We start from the raw sequence: 16,620 nt of genomic DNA, 5'->3' as shown, positions 1-16,620 counted from the left end.
ACCCGCCCCCGCGAGAGGAGCCGTCCGTGACCACCTACACCCTTCCCGTCCCGGCAGAGGAAGCAACTGCGGAGCCGGGCGTCGTCTACACCGTCGCAAGCGGTGACCTGCGGCTCAGCGCGAACGTCACCTGCTGGCCGGTGCAGCAGCAGTTCGAGGCGAATCTGGCCAAGGCCGTCGCCTCTCTGGGCTGGCGTACGCAGCGCGCGCACCCCGTGGACCCAGACGCCGGCCACGGGTTCATCGCCAGCCAGCGACAGGGCATCGAGGTGTTCCGGACGATCCCGCCGGAGGCTCCGGTGATCGTCGCCGAGGCGGTGTGGCAGTACAGCCACCACGTCCTCGCCGGGCTGCGTACCCATCGCGGGCCGATCCTGGTCGTGGCGAACTGGAGCGGCCAGTACCCCGGACTGGTAGGCCTGCTCGGCCTGACCGCAAGCCTGACCAAGGCGGGCGTCGCCCACTCCATCCTGTGGAGTGAGAACTTCACCGACGACTGGGCGCTCAAGGGACTCCGAACCTGGCTGGAGACCGGCACGCTCACCCACGACCAGAGTCACGTCCGGGATCTCCCGGAGCTCCCGCTTGCCCCAGAGGTCGACCTGGGCCGCGCCCTCGCCGCGCAGCTCAGGCGAGAGAAGGCGATCATCGGCGTCTTCGACGAGGGCTGCATGGGCATGTACAACGCCATCATCGACGACGAGCTGCTCAACCCCCTGGGCATCTACAAGGAGCGGCTCTCGCAGAGCGCGCTGGTCGCGGAGATGGCCCGGGTCAGTGACGACGAGGCGCAGGCCGTCCGTGACTGGCTGGACGCCGCTGGCATGACGTTCTACACCGGCACCGATGAGGCAACCGAACTCACCGACACGCAGCTGCTCAGCCAGTTCCGGATGTACATCGCCGCTCTGCGGATCTCCGACGACTTCGGCCTGGACGCCGTCGGAATCCAGTACCAGCAGGGCCTGAAGGACACCGTTCCGGCCAGCGACCTGGCCGAAGGGCTGCTCAACAACGCGGAGCGCCCACCGGTGCGGAGCCGCGACGGCAAGCGGGAGCTGTACGCTGGCCGGCCACTGCCGCACTTCAACGAGGTTGACGAGGGCGTGGCCGTCGACTCCCTCGTCACCAACCGCATCTGGACCGCCATGGGCCTGGACCCGGCCACCACGCTGCACGACATCCGGTGGGGCGAGGAGTACGACGGCCAGTTCGTCTGGGTGATGGAAATCTCCGGGTCCGTGCCGGCCTCGCACAACGGCGGCTACGACAAGAGCTACAGCATGCGGCAGCCGCCGATGTACTTCCCCCTCGGCGGCGGCACGCTCAGCGGCGTGTCCAAGCCGGGCGAGATCATCTGGTCCAGGGTCTTCATCATGGACGGCGCGCTGCACGTCGACCTGGGGCGCGGCACCGTCGTGGAGCTGCCGGCGGAAGAGACCCGGCGCCGCCTCGACGCCACGACGCCGCAGTGGCCCATCATGCACGCGGTCCTGCACGGGGTCGGCCGGGACCAGCTGATGGCCCGGCACAAGGCCAACCACCTCAACGTCGTGTACGCGCCCGACCCGCAGACCGCGGACAACGCCCTGCTGGCCAAGGCAGCCATGTTCGAGGCCCTGGGGGTGGCCGTGCATCTGTGTGGGGACGTACGGATCTGATGAGTCCACTCCTGCTCGGCATCGACCTGGGCACCGGAAGCAGCAAAGGAGTCCTCACCGACCCGGACGGGACGGTGGTGGCAACCGCCATCCGGTCCCGCCCACAGTCGATGTCCATGCCTCGCCCAGGCTGGGCGGAGGTTGACGCCGAGAACGTGTGGTGGCAGGACGTCGTCGCCATCGCGTCCGAACTGACGGCGAAGGCGGACGGCGCCCCGATCGCTGCCGTCTGCGTCAGCGGCGTAGGCCCGTGCCTGGTGCTCTGCGACGAGAACGACCGGCCCGTACGGCCGGCCATACTGTACGGCATCGACATGCGGGCGATCGCGGAGATCGGCGAACTCACCGACCGGTACGGCGCGGATGAGGTGCTCGACCGGTGCGCCACACCCATCACCTCGCAGGCCGTGGGCCCGAAGGCCCTGTGGGTCCGCCGCTGGGAGCCGGAGGTGTGGGCTCGGGCCCGCCGCTGGTACAACTCCAGCTCCTACATCGTCCGGCGGCTCACCGGCGAGTACGTCATGGACCACCACACGGCGAGCCAGTGCGTGCCGCTGTACGACATCGAGGCGCGACGGTGGCACGAGCCCTGGTACGACGACGTCGTCGCTGACCTGCCCGTACCGCGCCTGGCCTGGTCCGCGGAGACCGTCGGCACGGTGACCGCTGCGGCGGCCGCGGCGACCGGCCTGGCGGAGGGCACCCCGGTCTGTGCGGGAACGGTCGACGCGTGGGCGGAGGCCTTCAGTGTCGGCGTGCGGAACCCCGGCGATCTGATGCTCATGTACGGCTCGACCATGTTCTTCGTTCAGGTCCTGCGTGATTTGGCCCGCCACCCGCAGTTGTGGAACACGGCCGGTGTGGGGCCGGACGGTTACTGCCTCGCCGCGGGCATGGCCACCTCCGGCAGCCTCACGAGTTGGATCCAGGAACTGGTGGGGGACGTGCCGTTCGAGACGCTGGTGCGGGAGGCGGCGCAGGTCCCGGCCGGCTCCGAGGGACTGCTGGTGCTGCCGTACTTCGCCGGCGAGCGGACGCCCATCTTCGACCCGGACGCCCGGGGCGTGGTCGCGGGGCTCACCCTCCGGCACGGGCGCGGACACCTGTTCCGGGCGGTGTACGAGGGCATCGCCTTCGGCATCCGGCAGATCCTGGGACTCCTCGACACGGAGGCGAATCCGGTGCACCGGCTGGTCGCCGTCGGCGGCGGGACGCAGGGCGGGCTGTGGACCCGGATCGTCAGCGACGTCACCGGGCACCGGCAGGAAGTTCCGCAGGTCACCATCGGCGCGAGCTACGGCGACGCGCTCATGGCCGCCATCGGTAGCGGCCTCGTGCCGCCGGAGACCGACTGGACCCGTCCCGGTGAAATCATCGAACCCGATCCCGCGATACGCGGCACCTACGACCTACTGTTCGAGCAGTACACGTCGCTGTACCGCAACACGCGGGACCAGGCGCATGTGCTGGCCCGACTGCAACAGGCCGGTGCCGCCGCCGGCCACTAGGACATCGAGCGGCGTCGTGGCAGCGAGCGGGAGCCGGCGTGGCCGGCTCCCGCTCGCGCATCTGGTCCACATCCGGCGTCGCCCGTTGCGGATCGCACCCGAGGTTCCTCATCGAAGTCGTTGACATCGAGGTGAGCCACTGGCAACCTACTGTTAACAGTAGACGGTTAACGGAGGCGAGATGCCGGGCATCTCCTCTTTGGATGGCTTCTTCACACGTCGATGTCGCGCCGCAGCCGGTCGGCACAGCGATCGCATAGCGCCGATACGCGCACCGCCTTGTGCGTGCTCAGTTCCCCCGCCCGTAACAGCACATCCGAGCCAGAGGAGACTTGATGTTCGCGCATCTGAGCATGCTGCGCCGAGTGCTTGTTCCCGGCCTTGCCGCCGTGTTGGCCGTACCCGCAGCAGGAGCCGCCCGAGCCGCAGAGCCCCCCGGACAGAGCGACGTCTTCCGTGCCTATGCCTGCCGCCAGGACATTCACCCGCAGGACCCGGACTACCCGGGCGTACATGTCGCGTCGCTGGAGAAGGCACCCGACGGCAACCTCTTCTACTCTTTCTACGCCGGCACCCGAGAGGGCGCCGACGACGTCGCGACCTACCTGAGCCGACTCGCGGTGGGGTCCAAGACGTGGACCGAGCCGCGCGTGATCTTCGACGAACCCGGCCAGCCGGACGGCAACGCCGTGCTCTGGGCCGACGGTGACACCACCTACCTGTTCTTCTCCACCATCCGTGGAGGTGGCTGGACCGAGGCGGATCTTCGTCTGATCCGCTCCGAGGACAACGGCCGTACCTGGAGTGCGCCCGAACAGATCCGCGAGCAGTGGGGCTGGCTCTTCGGCACCCGACCCTTCCGAATGTCGAACGGCGAGGTCCTGGTTCCCATCTACAGCGAGACGCTCTGGTCCGCCGGCTGGTACATCCCCAGCGACAACTACACCACGTGGGTTCCCCATCCGTCAGACGACGACGCGGACTGGCCCCGCTCGCCGAACGGGGCTATCCAGCCGGCAACCGTGGAGCTCGAACCCGGCCATCTTCTGGCGTACCTGCGCACTCGTGACCGGGCCATCTACAAGACCGAATCGTTCGACTACGGCCGGACGTGGACAGTTGCCGAACCGACGGGACTGCCCAACAACAACTCCCGGGTAGCCCTGACCAAGCTCGCCAACGGCAATCTTGTCCTCGCCTACAACCCGGTCACGTCTGGTCGCAACATCCTGCGGCTGTCCCTCTCGACCGACCAGGGCGAGACATGGACGAGTCACGTGGATGTCGAATCCGAGCCGGGCGCCGAGTTCTCGTATCCCTATCTGTTGCAGACCGGCGACGGCATGATCCACCTCGCGTACACGCACCGCCGTCAGTCCATGCGGCACCTCGTCTTCAATGAGGAGTTCGTGCGGGCCGGGTCTGACCTGCCATCCGACTCCCGTGCGGTTCCCGTCGAGTTCCGGCATGGAGCGCTGCACCAACCGTCTGCATGCCACTACGTGAACACTCCACGCTGACCACTGATGCCTGGCCGGTGCGGGCGGATCGACGATGCCGGTCGCCACGCCCGTACCGGCCACGGGCGGTCACGAAAACCCGCCGACATGAGATCAACGTCGGCCGCTGGTCGAAGGAGAAGCATGCTCAGGTACCGACCACGAAAAGCACTCCTCGGCGCGCTGTCCTGCGCGCTACTGACGCCCCCCGCCGTCGTCGCCCTCGCACCGCAACCGGCGGCCGCGGCGCAGGAGATCGTCCTTCCGCCGCCTCCGCCTGCTCTTGAGCGGCTGAAATACAACAACCCTGACCTGACTGTCGACCTCGGCGTCGGCCTGTGGGCCTGGCCGCTTCCGATGGACGTCGATGGCGACGGAACGCACGACCTGCTCGTCAACTCACCGGACGCACCCTTCAACGGGGTCTGGTACTTCCGGAACACCGGCAGCAACAGCAAGCCACTGTTCGCCGAGCCGGTGCGGCTGAGTGAAGGCAAGCAGAACAGCCACATCTCGCACGTTGACGGCAAGGTCTACGTGACCACCCCGGGCCGGCTCTATCCCAATGTCAAGGAGACCGGACTCACCGGCGGTGAGGCGATCCCGTTCGACGGTGTCGTGCACGAGCCTGACGTGCCCGGCGGTAGCCTGCGCGGAGTCCAGTGGCACATGGTGGACTACAACGGCAACGGTGCGCTGGACATCGTGGTCGGCGTCGGCGACTGGAGCGAGTACGGGTCGCTGGGGGAGGCGGCCGATGCCTGGAACGACAAAGGGGAGTGGACGAACGGGCCGCTCCACGGCTACGTCTACCTGATCGAGAACCGGGGCACGACCGAACAGCCGGTGTACGCCGACCCGGTCAAGATCGAAGCGGCCGGTAAGCCGATCGACGTCTACGGTGCCCCCACCCCGGTGGTCGCCGATTTCACCGGTGACCGTGACCTCGACATCATCACCGGTGAATTCCTGGACACTCCGCTGTTCTTCGACAACGTGGGATCCCGCACCGCTCCCGAGTACGCGGCGGGCCGGCCGATCCCGCTGGAGGGCGGGGGAACGCTGGCGATGGACCTGCAGATGATCGTCGTCACCGCGATCGACTGGACCAAGGACGGTCACGTCGACCTGGTGATCGGGGAGGAGGACGGGCGGGTCTCTCTGGTGGAGAACACCGGCACCCTGCGCGACGGTCTGCCGGTGTTCAAGAAGCCGGCGTACTTCCAGCAGAAGGCCGAGTACGTCAAGGTCGGCGCCCTGTCGACGCCGAGCGCGGTGGACTGGGACGGCGACGGGCGACAGGACCTCGTCGTCGGCGACACGGCGGGTCGGCTGAGTTTCGTCAAGAACCTGGGCGGCGACGGCGACACGCCCACCTGGGCCACGCCCCAGCGCTTGAGCGCCGACGGCAAGGAGATCCGGCACCAGGCCGGCTTCAACGGATCGATCCAGGGACCGTCCGAGGCCAAGTGGGGTTACACGGCGCCGGTAGTGGCGGACTGGAACCATGACGGACTGCCCGACATCGTCGTGAACGACATCTGGGGCAAGGTCACCTGGTACGAGAACGTCGGCACCCGCACCAGCCCCCAGTTGGCCGCCCGGAAGCCGATCGAGATCGCGTGGGACGGCCCCGCGCCGAAGCCGAAATGGAACTGGTGGAACCCGGCCGGCAACGAGCTGGTCACCCAGTGGCGGACCACACCGTTCGTTGTCGACCTCAACAAGGACAGCCTCACCGACCTGGTGATGCTCGACCACGACGGGTACCTCGCGTACTTCGAGCGCACCGAGACCGACGGCAAGCTGACCCTGCTGCCCGGCAAGCGGATCTTCATCGGTGAGCAGGGCTCGTCGAAGTTCAACCGCAACGGCGTGCCGCAGGCGGGTGCCGCTGGACCCTTGCAGATGAACCAGGAGATCAACGGCGGCAGCGGCCGTCGGAAGTTCACCATGGTCGACTGGACCGGCGACGGCAGGTTGGACATCATCGGGAACGGCGATGTCAACGTTCGCCTGCTGGAGAACGTGGGCACCGGCGATGAGTGGCGATTCCGGGACGCCGGTGCCGTCTCCAACGGCCGACTTGTCGGCCACGACACCGCCCCCACCGTCGTGAACTGGGACGGCCGCAACGAGCCGTCGCTGCTCATCAGCGCCGAGGACGGGCACCTCTATTACCAACGGTGGAACTACGGAGCCAAGCTGCCGGAGCGCAGGCCCCAGCCGGAGGGCGAGCTCGCCGACCTCGTCGGATCGTGGGACTTCAACGAGGGGACGGGCCATGTCGCCACGGACGACTCGGGTTACGGTAACCACGGCATCGTGGACGGGGCGGCCTGGACGCCCGGCCACACCGGCAGCGGCCTGACCTTCGATGCGTTCAACGACTACGTCGACCTCAGCTACACCGTCGGCCCCCACCTTCATGGGGCGTCCGGAATCACGTTCAGCGCCTGGGTCAACCCCCACTCGATGCAGAATGGCGCGCAGCGGCTGTTCGGCACGCGGATCAACGGTGGCACCGCCGGCTTCGAGGTCACCTTCGAGAACTCCAACGGCCAGGCACGGATCGCGGTGGCCGGCCGCAGCCGGGCCCCCGGCGACTCCTATCGAAAGCTGGTCTTCGACGCCGCGACCATCCGACCGCGGCAATGGCACCACGTCGCTGCCATGCTGGACTTCGAACACAACACCGTCCGGCTCTACGTCGACGGCGTCGAACGCGCCGACGTCAGCGACTCCGGACACCGGTTCGGCAGCGACCGATACGGGTTCGGCCGGCCCACCCAGCCGGACTCGATCGGCCGCAGCCCCGACGGGAGCAGCTACTTCCGCGGCAGCATCGACGACGTGCGGATCCACCGGGTGGCACGGGGCCAACGCGAGATCCTGGTCGACGTACTCACCGCCGAGGTGGAGCGGTACATCGCAGTCGGCAGCATCAAGCACCAGATGCGAGACCCGCTGACGGATCATCTGTCGGCGGCCCGGGCGCACCTGGCGAACGGGGGGTACGTGGAAGCACGTGAGCAGTTGGAGGGGACCAGGAACCTGCTCTCGGGCGTGCCAGGCGAAAAGTTCGTCGACGCGGACGTCCGCTCGCGCCTCCTCTCCCTCATCCGGGAGTACCTGCTGCGTGCCGATCCTCCAACGGCCACGGCCGCATTGTGCCCGCCCGAGCCCCCAACCGACGATTCGTGGGTCAGCACCTGGCGGACCGCGATGTCGGCGCCCCGTCTCGCCAACAGCATTGCGGAGGAAGGGTTCGCCGACCAGACGCTGCGCATGGTCATGCGAACGACAGCCGGAGGCTGTGGCCTACGGGTGCGGTTGTCGAACGAGTTCGGCAACCAGGACGTCACCTTCAACCGAGTCACCGTTGGGCTTCACGCCGGTGGTGGGCGACTCGTCCCGGGCACCATGCACGAACTGCGCTTCGCCGGCAAGGAGTCGATCACCGCGGCCGCGGGATCCGAAGTGGTGTCCGACCGCGTGCCGCTGGCGACCGGTGATCGGCAGGAACTCGCGGTGAGCGTCTACGTCGCCGGGCGGACCGGCCAGGTCAGCACGCACAACCTCGCGCGCGAGACCGGCTTCGTGTCGGCCGGCGACCACACGGCCGACCTGGAGGCGGACGCTCTGCGGCCGGTCTCGAAGTCGTGGATGTTCGTCTCCGGCGTCGAGGTGGAGAACGTTGCCAATCGTGGATCCATCGTCGCGGTGGGCGACTCCCTCACTGACGGGCTGGGATCCACGGTCGGCGCCGAGAAGACCTGGCCCGACCAGCTGGCGGACCGGTTGTTGCGGCGACCGGGCGGCGGTGTGTCGGTCGTCAACAATGGCATAGCGGCCGGGCGACTGTTGCGGGACGCGCCCCCCTCCGAGCCGGATCCGCAGTCGCTGCCCGGTGGGCTGGCTCGTCTGGACCGTGACCTCGCCGGTGACGACGTCTCCGCCGTGATCCTCTACCTGGGCATCAACGACATCATCCAGTCCCGGCAGCTTCCCGATCAGGCCGTCACCGCCGCCGACCTGATCAAGGGCTACCGCGACTACGTCCGACGGTCACACGCGCACGGTGTGCGGGTTGTCGGCGCCACGTTGACGCCGTACGGAAGCTCCCGGAACTGGACGGCCGCTGGCGAGGCGATCCGGCATAAGGTGAACCAGTGGATCCGAACCAGTGGCGAGTTCGACGCGGTCGTGGACTTCGACGCCGCAGTACGGGACCCGAGCGACCCGGTACGCATCGACCGACGCTATGACTATCGCGACGGCCTGCACTTCAACGACGCCGGCTACCTGGCCATGGCGCAGGCCGTCGACCTCAACAACCTGCACTGACGATCCGGACTCCGCCGGCGTCCCACTCTGTGCAATGCAGGGTGGGACGCCGTTCCGTTGCGGCGGCTTTGGCCGCCGGCGGCCGGGTAGGCTTCGGGTTCGCGTCTTCTATGAGCTGCCACTGTTCTTGCCAGTCGACATATAGGTTCGCGCCCATGACCTGATCCAGTCAGGCAGCTTCGCCAGGCCGTGCGCGTGCTGCGGAAGCAGGCTCAGCTCGGTCGATCCGAGGCCAAGGTGGCCGCGTCGCGTCTTCGATCCGGTGAGGTCCTCCCGGACTTCCCAATGCCCGGCGGATCTCGCCAGCCGAGTGCAAGGTCTTACGGACAGCGGGCGCCGCAAGGAGGCGATCTTTGCATTCCGTAGCGAGCGCAACTTGCCAGGCGGGGCTGAGGCTCGACTCCGCCTAAGCGACGTCTCGTAAACCCCACCTCAGTCTGTTGAGGACAGTAGTCGAGGATCTCGGGGTGCAGGTAATCTCCGCGGCGCGCCAGGAGTGGATCTTCCCGTTCACCGGGCTGCAGCCCATCGGGACGCTGCGTAACCCGATCATGTCGCCTCAACCGCGCGCGGCATGAGTCGTCCCGACCGGCCTGGTCTCACGGTCGGCACCCGGTCGAAACCCGACTCCTAACGGCTCTTCTTGAGCTGGTCGCAGAGCTTCTCGGGATCGCGTACGAACGGCGCGCCCTTATCCCGGAGCCGGGAGAAGTCGTCGATCATGCGCTGCACCTCGCCGGGGGTGAACCGCCGGTCCTCGTCGCCCGACTTTTTCAGCCATCCGATGACGTCGTCGTAGCTCTTCCAGTCCTTCTTGCCCATCAGGCGCTCGATGTCGGTGATGTCGTAGTCCTTCTGCATCGCCTGACTGGACGGGTCGTGGGTCTTCATTGCGGCTCCTCCCATGTGACGGTGGTGTGCGGCGCGATTGCCCCGGGAGTGCGGCGGCAAACCGCCTCGACTGAACCGCCCGGCCGCCGTCAGATGCCGGACGGGTACGTCTCGGGCTCGGCGAGGCTGGCGGGACGCACGCGCAGCGGCCGGACCGCCTGGGTCTCGTCGATCCAGCAGAAAGCGTCGTAGCGATCGCCGAGCACCGTCGGCACGTAGTTGCCGATGCTCTCCCGCTCGGGGTGGTAGACGACACCGATCGCCCGATGGTCAAGTTCGTCGGTGAGCACGTCGGGCTTGCCGTCGGACGGGAAGACGAACAGGGCCTGCGCCGGCGCGGCGGCGTGCAGGGCGTCCTCAAGGGAGTGCCGGCGGCCCGATGGCACCGGCATCACCTCCATCGGCGCGCCCCAGGCGTCCCCGGCCACCACCGTGCCGTGGTGGGTGCCGAAGCCGACCAACACGACCTGGTCCGGACCGTACCGCTCCCGGGCGAGCTGGCCGATGTTGACCTCTCCGGCGTCGACCATATCGGTGGCGCGGGCGTCCCCGACGTGGGTGTTGTGCGCCCAGACGACCGCCTTCGACCCCGGCCCGTAGTGTCGCAGCAGCCGGTCGAGGGTGTCGTCCATGTGCCGGTCGCGGACGTTCCACGACTCCGGGCCACCGCGCGCCATCGTCCGGTAGTAGCGCTCGGCCCCGGCGACGATCTCGGCGTTCTGCCAGGCCAGGAAGCGGCCGGCGTCGTCGGCCGCGGCCCGCTCGCGCAGCCCGACGAGCAGGTCCACTACCTCGTTCTCGCAGTTCTTCGGCACGAAGCGGGTCGCCAGCGCGTACTGCTGCGGGTCCTCGTCGTACGGCTGGAAGCACCGATACGCGGCCAGCGCCGTCGGCACCTGCTCCGGGTCGTGCTCCTGCAGCCAGGTGATGATCTCGCGCAGCGACTCCCACAGCGAGTACACGTCCAGACCGTGGAAGCCGGCGCGGTCCGGCTCGTCCGCCCCAACGTTGTGCGTGCGCAGCCAGCGGGTGAAGTCGACGACCTCCTCGTTGGCCCACATCCAGGTCGGCCAGCGCTCGAAGGTGGCGAGCGCCTCCCGCGGGTCGCTGGGCGCGGCGGCCTGGCAACGCACGCTGCGGTCCACCCGGTCGCAGTCGGGCCAGTCGCCCTCCACAGCGACGAACGAGAAACCCTTCTCCTCGATCAGTCGCCGGGTGAGCGCCGCGCGCCAGGTGTAGAACTCGTGCGTGCCGTGGCTCGCCTCGCCGAGCATCACCACCCGGGCGTCCCCTATCCGGTCCAGCAGCACGTCCAGGTCACCCGGGTCAGCCAGCGGCGCTGCCAGCCCGGCCACCTCGTCGTCGTATCGCCCCATGGTCACCCCCGCCGCGTCCGATGTCGGCGCGGTATACCCGGGACGTGCCCAGGCAGGCATCGGCCATGCGAGCCGCAGAGCTGATCGCGGACGCGAGAACATCGCCCACGCTGCGGGGGTTCTCCCACGAGAGCCGGCCCCTCCGCCGGGAGGAGGATGCATGGCACTGGGACGCGTACTGGTGGTCGGTCTGGATCCGCAAGGATTCCGGGTTGGGACTCCTGAGCCGGTCAAGGCGGCGATAGCACCTGGTCAGGCTCTGTCAAACGAACGGTGTAACTCGGGTTGTTGACGACTACTTGCGGCCTGCGGACAGGCGTCCTTCGAAGGCGATGTCGAAGGCGTTCAGGGCGGGTTTCCAGCGCATGGTCCACCGCCGGCGGCCCTGCCCGGTCGGGTCGAGGCTCATCACCGCGAGGTAGACGCACTTGAGGGCGGCGGCCTCGTTCGGGAAGTGGCCGCGGGCTCGCACGGCGCGGCGGATGCGGGCGTTGACGGACTCGATGGCGTTGGTGGAGCAGACGACTGTGCGGATCTCGGCGTCGAAGGCCAGGAACGGCACGAACTCCGCCCAGGCCTGCTCCCACAGCCGGACGATCGCCGGATACTTCCCGCCCCAAGCCTCGGTGAACTCAGCGAACCGGGCTCGGGCAGCGGCTTCAGTCGGCGCGGTGTAGACGGGCTCGAGAGCCTTAGCGATGGCGTCCCAGTGCTGCCGGCCGGCATACCGGAACGATGCCCGCAGCAGGTGGATCACACAGGTTTGCACCACCGCTTCCGGCCACACCTCACCGATCGCATCGGGCAGCCCTTTGAGCCCGTCGCAGACCACCATGCACGCATCCGCGACGCCCCGGTTCTTCAACTCGGTGAGGACCTGCAGCCAGAACTTGGCGCCCTCGCCGCCGTCGCCGGCCCACAGACCGAGGATGTCGCGTGTGCCGTCGACGGTGACGGCCAGGGCCAGGTAGATGGGCCGGTTGGCGACCTTCCCATCGCGGATCTTCACGTGCACCGCATCGAGGAAAATCACCGGATAGACCGGGTCCAAAGGCCGGTTCTGCCACTCCGTCATGCCCTCGACAACCTTGTCCGTGATCGTCGAGATCGTCTGCCGCGACACCTCGGCGCCATACACCTCGGCCAGGTGGGCTTGAATCTCCCCGGTCGTCAAGCCCTTCGCCGATAGCGAGATCACCATGTCGTCCACGCCGGACAGTCGGCGCTGACGCTTGCGGACGATCTGCGGCGTGAATGACCCGTCCCGATCGCGCGGCACCTCGATCTCGACCGGGCCGACGTCCGTCAGCACCGTCTTGGCCCGCACACCATTGCGGGAGTTCCCGCCGTTCTTACCCGCCGGGTCGCCCTTGTCATAGCCCAGGTGATCAGTGATCTCACCCTCGAGCGCCGATTCCAGGACCCGCTTCGTGAGCTGCTGCAACAGACCACCATCGCCGGTCAGCTGCAGCCCCGCCGCCCGGGCCTGCTCCACCAGCTGGGCGACCAACTCCGCGTCGACACCCTCCGCGGGGTGTCCCGCCCCGTTCTTCGCCACCGCGGCAGTATCCACGGCGGCCATCGATCCATCGGACATCAGGTGCTGCTCCTTGATCAGGAGTTACACCGTTCGTCTTACAGTCCCTTCCGATGAGATCTTCTCGCGTTCGATGCCGCGCTGTCCGCCGATTACGGCAGGCCGGCCGAACGGGTACCGGTCAACATGTCGAACCGGTCGACTTGCTCGGGGGTAGTACGGCAGCCGCCGTTCGAGATCATGGCTGGAGTTCGAGGTTGAGTCGGGGCGTGTAGTGGGATCGTCGAGCTCAGGCTTGATGCCGGCGCCGCCACTGGGAGCAGCGCAAACGATGGTTGAGATCGCTGATCGGTCGGAATGCAGGCGTTGATGAGGCGGCGGACTTCGTTGACCGTCAGCTTGATCAGCCCGGTGTCGGCCGGGTCCTAGTGGGCCGCATCGGCGGCGCAGATCGCCAGGACAGCGAGGGCGGCCAGAGCCAGTGTGGTGAACCACCGGTGCCCGTGTGGCTCGCCCGCGAGGTCAGGCCCACCCGTAGGGCTTGGCCTTGACGCCGGTGCCGTGGACGCCATCGTGATGGTGCCGGAAGTCGGTGTTGTGGGTGTGGTCGCGTCGCCAGGGTCCGACTGCTGTCGGAAAGGGGCAGGCCGGGTTCGGCTGCCGGTCATCCATTCGCCCCGCCTGGGTTCGGGGGCATGGTGGTGTGCGACCGTGACCGGACGGGGTCAATCAAGCGGGCGGCCTCGCCGTCGACCGACGGGGGTCAGACACAGAACGGCCGCGCGTCCGGTCACGTCCGAACCTGCTCACGCCGCCGCGACGGCCGGTGCGAGGGCGCGGATGTGTCCGTCGCGGAGGCCGTAGTAGACGAGGGTGAGCAGTTTGCGGGCCACCGCGACGGTGGCGATGTTGCGTCCGCGTCGTTCGGCGATGCGGGCGCGGGTGCAGGTCAGCCAGCCGGCGGTGTGCGGGACGCCGTGGGCGGCCTCGACCGCGGCCCACCGAACGAGGGTCCAGCCCTGCTTGGTGATCCGTCCCCGGTGCACCACCCAGGTCAGATTCACGGTGTCGGGGAGTCAGCCCGGCCCAGGAGGTCAGCTGCGCCGGGCCGGGGAACCGGTCGACCTCGCCGACCTCGGCGACGAACACCGCCGCCAGCACCGGGCCAACACCAGGGATGGCCTGGATCGCGGTATAGCCGCGGTGCCCGGCGAGTCTGGCCCGGATCGGCCCGGCGACCGCGTCGATCTCGAAATCGACGGCGTCGATCAGTCGGCATAGCGAGGACAACCGTCCCCGATACGCACCATCCAAGGGCGCCCGGGCGAGCAGGTCCCGCCCACCCACGCCGAACAGATCCGAGACAGCGATGTGCACGCCCTGCTTGGCCAACACCGCATGCACCGATGCCTTCAACCCGCTGCGCCAGGCGACCAGCTTGGCCCGATACCGCACCAGCTCCCGCAACTCGCGCACCGCCGGCGGGGCCACATACGCCTCCGGCAGCCTGCCCATGCGCAGCAGATCCGCCAGGTCAGCGGCGTCACGGGCGTCGTTTTTCACCCGCCGGTAGGCGAACCCCTTCACTCCCAACGGATGCGCCAGATGCACTCGGGCGCCGGCCGCGGCCAGCACATCCACCGCCCAGTACCAGCCATAGGTGGCCTCCAAGACCACCTCCGGATCGGGGCCGGCCTTGGCGATCTCCAACCCCAACGCGACCGGGTCATTGTCGATCCGCACCGTGGCGAGCTTCTCGCCCGCCTCGCTCATCCGCACAATCACCGACCGACGCCGATGCAGATCAATACCCACGAACTGCCGGCCGTCGTACTCTGCCTGCATGGAGGGGCCTCCTTCGTCGTGAGACGTGAGCACCCCGAGCATCCCGCCCGGGACCCACGAGGAGCGAGGCCCCGCTCCTTCATGCCATCAAGCGACCTGGCTAGCCAGGCAGGCCAAGCCTGGCGCCACAAGCTCGGTCGCAACTGGTTCCGATCGAACAGATAGCCCACTCCGCCTCCGGCCAGCCGCGGGGATCCGGTGGCGGATCCGGCATCGGTGCCCCGTGGCAGGAGGTCCCGGCCGAGTACGGGCCCTGGCCCGTGGACCGTCGTGCTCACGCCGGCAGCAGCCCGAGCACCCTGCGGGCCCGCGTCACCTCCTCGCCGAGCCGGTCGGGGTCGAGCTGCCGCACCGTCTGCGTCGCCGGCGCGAGCCGGTCCAGTTGTGGCGCCCACTCCGGCATGCGCTGCGGAAAGCTCGCCGCGAGCACGTCGAGCATCGTCGACGCGGCGGTCGAGGCGCCGGGCGAGGCGCCGAGCAGGGCGGCCAGGGAGCCACCGGCGGAGGTGACAATCTCGGTGCCGAATCCGACTGTGCTGCGGCCGCCGGTCTTCTTGAGAACCTGAACTCGCTGCCCTGCGGTCATCAGCGTCCAGTCGTCTCCGCGCGCCGATGGCACGAACTGACGCAGCGCGGCCGTTCGGGCATCCGCGGACTGGATCACCTGCCGGATCAGATAGGCCACCAGCGAGCGGTTGTCCCGCGCTGCGGCCAGCAGGGCGGGGAGGTTGCCGGGCCGGACCGATCGCGGGAGGTCGGTCAGCCGGCCACGTGTGAGGAAGCGAGGCGAGAAGGCCGCGAACGGTCCGAAGAGCAGCGCCTCCTGCCCCTCCACCACCCGTAGGTCGAGATGCGGGACAGAGATGGGCGGGGCGCCCGGAGCTGCATGCCCGTACACCTTTCCCCGATGGGCGGCCACCAGTTCGGGCCGGTCGGTGCGCAGGAACTGCCCGCTGATCGGGAAGGCCCCGTGCCGCCGGATCTCCGGGACCCGGGCCGACTGCAGCAGCGGCAGCGTGGCGCCGCCGGCCCCGACGAAGACGTATGGCGTCCGCAGCCGCCGGCGATGCCCCGTCCTGCGGTCGCTGACCTGCACCACCCAGGTCTGCCCATGCCGGCGCAGGGCCTTGACCTCCTGGCGCGTTCGCACGACGCCGCCGCGCTGCTGCAGGGCCGACAGCAGCTGCCGGGTGAGGACGCCGAAGTCGACGTCGGTCCCCTGCGCCGAGCGGGTGGCCGCCACCGGTTCGTTGCCGTTCCGGCCCTCGAACATCAGTGGCATCCACGAGGCGAGGACGTCGGGGTCCTTGCTGAACTCCTGGTCGGCGAAGAACGTGTGGCCCCGCAGGGCCTCCCACCGGGCCTGCAGGTATGCCACGCCATCCGCACCGCGACCGAAGCCGAGGTGCGGGACCGAGTGGATGAACGACTCGGGCGGCCCGAGCATCCCCCGCTCTACGAGACGGGCCCAGAACACCAGAGATGAGACGAACTGTTCGCCGATCCGCATGGCCCTCGACGCGTCCAAGGTGCCGTCGGGCCGCTGCGGGGTGTAGTTGAACTCGCAGAGCCCGGCGTGGCCGGTGCCGGCGTTGTTCCAGGCGCTGGAGCTCTCGAGCCCAGCCTCGTCGAGCCGCTCGAGGACAGTGATCCGCCAGTCCGGCTGCACCTCGCTCAGCAGCACGCCCAGGGTGGCGCTCATGATCCCGCCACCGACGAGGACGACGTCCCAGTCCTCGCTCGGGCCGCTCCTCGACACGATCAAACCCCCCACGCTAGGAGCCACGACGATGTCTGTCCAAGTTTGCCCGGCTATGGGCCGATATCTCTACGATATCGTGATCAGCCGAGCAGCACGGCGATCCCAGCGAGCACGGGAACGGACAGGACGGTGGTGAGCAGCACGACGTTCCGCGCCGGCAGATGCCTCCGTCGTAGGACGAGGCGTGGACGAAC

Annotated in this window: 10 protein-coding genes; 4 read left to right on the top strand and 6 right to left on the bottom strand. The window is 68.5% G+C overall.

Going from position 1 to position 16,620, the window contains the following annotated elements:
* Positions 1 to 26 precede the first annotated feature (26 nt).
* Together FHX32_RS30095 and FHX32_RS30090 are read left to right on the top strand one after the other, a co-directional pair.
* Positions 27 to 1,661: a fucose isomerase gene (locus FHX32_RS30095; RefSeq protein ID WP_167190699.1), complete on the top strand. Its 1,635-nt coding sequence runs from the start codon at positions 27 to 29 to the stop codon at positions 1,659 to 1,661.
* A complete protein-coding gene (locus tag FHX32_RS30090) occupies positions 1,661 to 3,169 on the top strand; it encodes an FGGY-family carbohydrate kinase (RefSeq protein WP_167190697.1) in 1,509 nt (502 codons plus the stop codon). The genes FHX32_RS30095 and FHX32_RS30090 overlap by 1 nt, the downstream gene beginning before the upstream one ends.
* Before the next feature lie 212 nt (positions 3,170 to 3,381).
* On the opposite strand, the gene FHX32_RS35500 is transcribed toward FHX32_RS30090, so the two are convergent.
* The gene (locus FHX32_RS35500) at positions 3,382 to 3,516 is read right to left on the bottom strand and encodes a hypothetical protein (protein WP_396836640.1); all 135 of its coding nucleotides are present in this window, start codon (positions 3,514 to 3,516) and stop codon (positions 3,382 to 3,384) included.
* Here FHX32_RS35500 and FHX32_RS30085 point away from each other — a divergent pair.
* Positions 3,505 to 4,689 carry a sialidase family protein gene (locus FHX32_RS30085; RefSeq protein ID WP_167190695.1) on the top strand — a complete coding sequence of 395 codons (1,185 nt, stop codon included), beginning with the start codon at positions 3,505 to 3,507 and terminating at the stop codon, positions 4,687 to 4,689. The two genes, FHX32_RS35500 and FHX32_RS30085, sit on opposite strands and share 12 nt — an antisense overlap.
* A gap of 123 nt (positions 4,690 to 4,812) precedes the next feature.
* Positions 4,813 to 9,015, top strand: coding sequence for a LamG-like jellyroll fold domain-containing protein (locus FHX32_RS30080; protein ID WP_167190693.1), 4,203 nt, complete (start codon positions 4,813 to 4,815; stop codon positions 9,013 to 9,015).
* 630 nt (positions 9,016 to 9,645) lie between these two features.
* On the opposite strand, the gene FHX32_RS30075 is transcribed toward FHX32_RS30080, so the two are convergent.
* The 5 genes from FHX32_RS30075 to mqo all read right to left on the bottom strand — a co-directional run bounded on the left by FHX32_RS30075 (position 9,646) and on the right by mqo (position 16,423).
* Entirely contained in the window at positions 9,646 to 9,906 is a 261-nt protein-coding gene (locus FHX32_RS30075; protein WP_167190691.1) for a hypothetical protein, read from the bottom strand.
* Between the two features lie 89 nt (positions 9,907 to 9,995).
* The gene (locus FHX32_RS30070) at positions 9,996 to 11,282 is read right to left on the bottom strand and encodes an erythromycin esterase family protein (protein ID WP_167191070.1); all 1,287 of its coding nucleotides are present in this window, start codon (positions 11,280 to 11,282) and stop codon (positions 9,996 to 9,998) included.
* A 295-nt stretch (positions 11,283 to 11,577) separates the two neighbouring features.
* Positions 11,578 to 12,864, bottom strand: a complete 1,287-nt coding sequence (locus tag FHX32_RS30065; protein WP_396836645.1) for an IS256 family transposase — start codon at positions 12,862 to 12,864, stop codon at positions 11,578 to 11,580.
* Positions 12,865 to 13,548: 684 nt separating this feature from the next.
* A complete protein-coding gene (locus tag FHX32_RS30060; protein WP_208419490.1) occupies positions 13,549 to 14,664 on the bottom strand; it encodes an IS110 family RNA-guided transposase in 1,116 nt (371 codons plus the stop codon).
* 274 nt (positions 14,665 to 14,938) lie between these two features.
* Positions 14,939 to 16,423 carry a malate dehydrogenase (quinone) gene (gene mqo, locus FHX32_RS30055; RefSeq protein ID WP_167191063.1) on the bottom strand — a complete coding sequence of 495 codons (1,485 nt, stop codon included), beginning with the start codon at positions 16,421 to 16,423 and terminating at the stop codon, positions 14,939 to 14,941.
* Between the last annotated feature and the right edge of the window lie 197 nt (positions 16,424 to 16,620).

It is taken from the genome of Micromonospora sp. CNZ280, from assembly GCF_011759515.1.
Note: the sequence above shows the minus strand (reverse complement) of the source record. Positions and strands in the feature narration are given on the sequence as shown.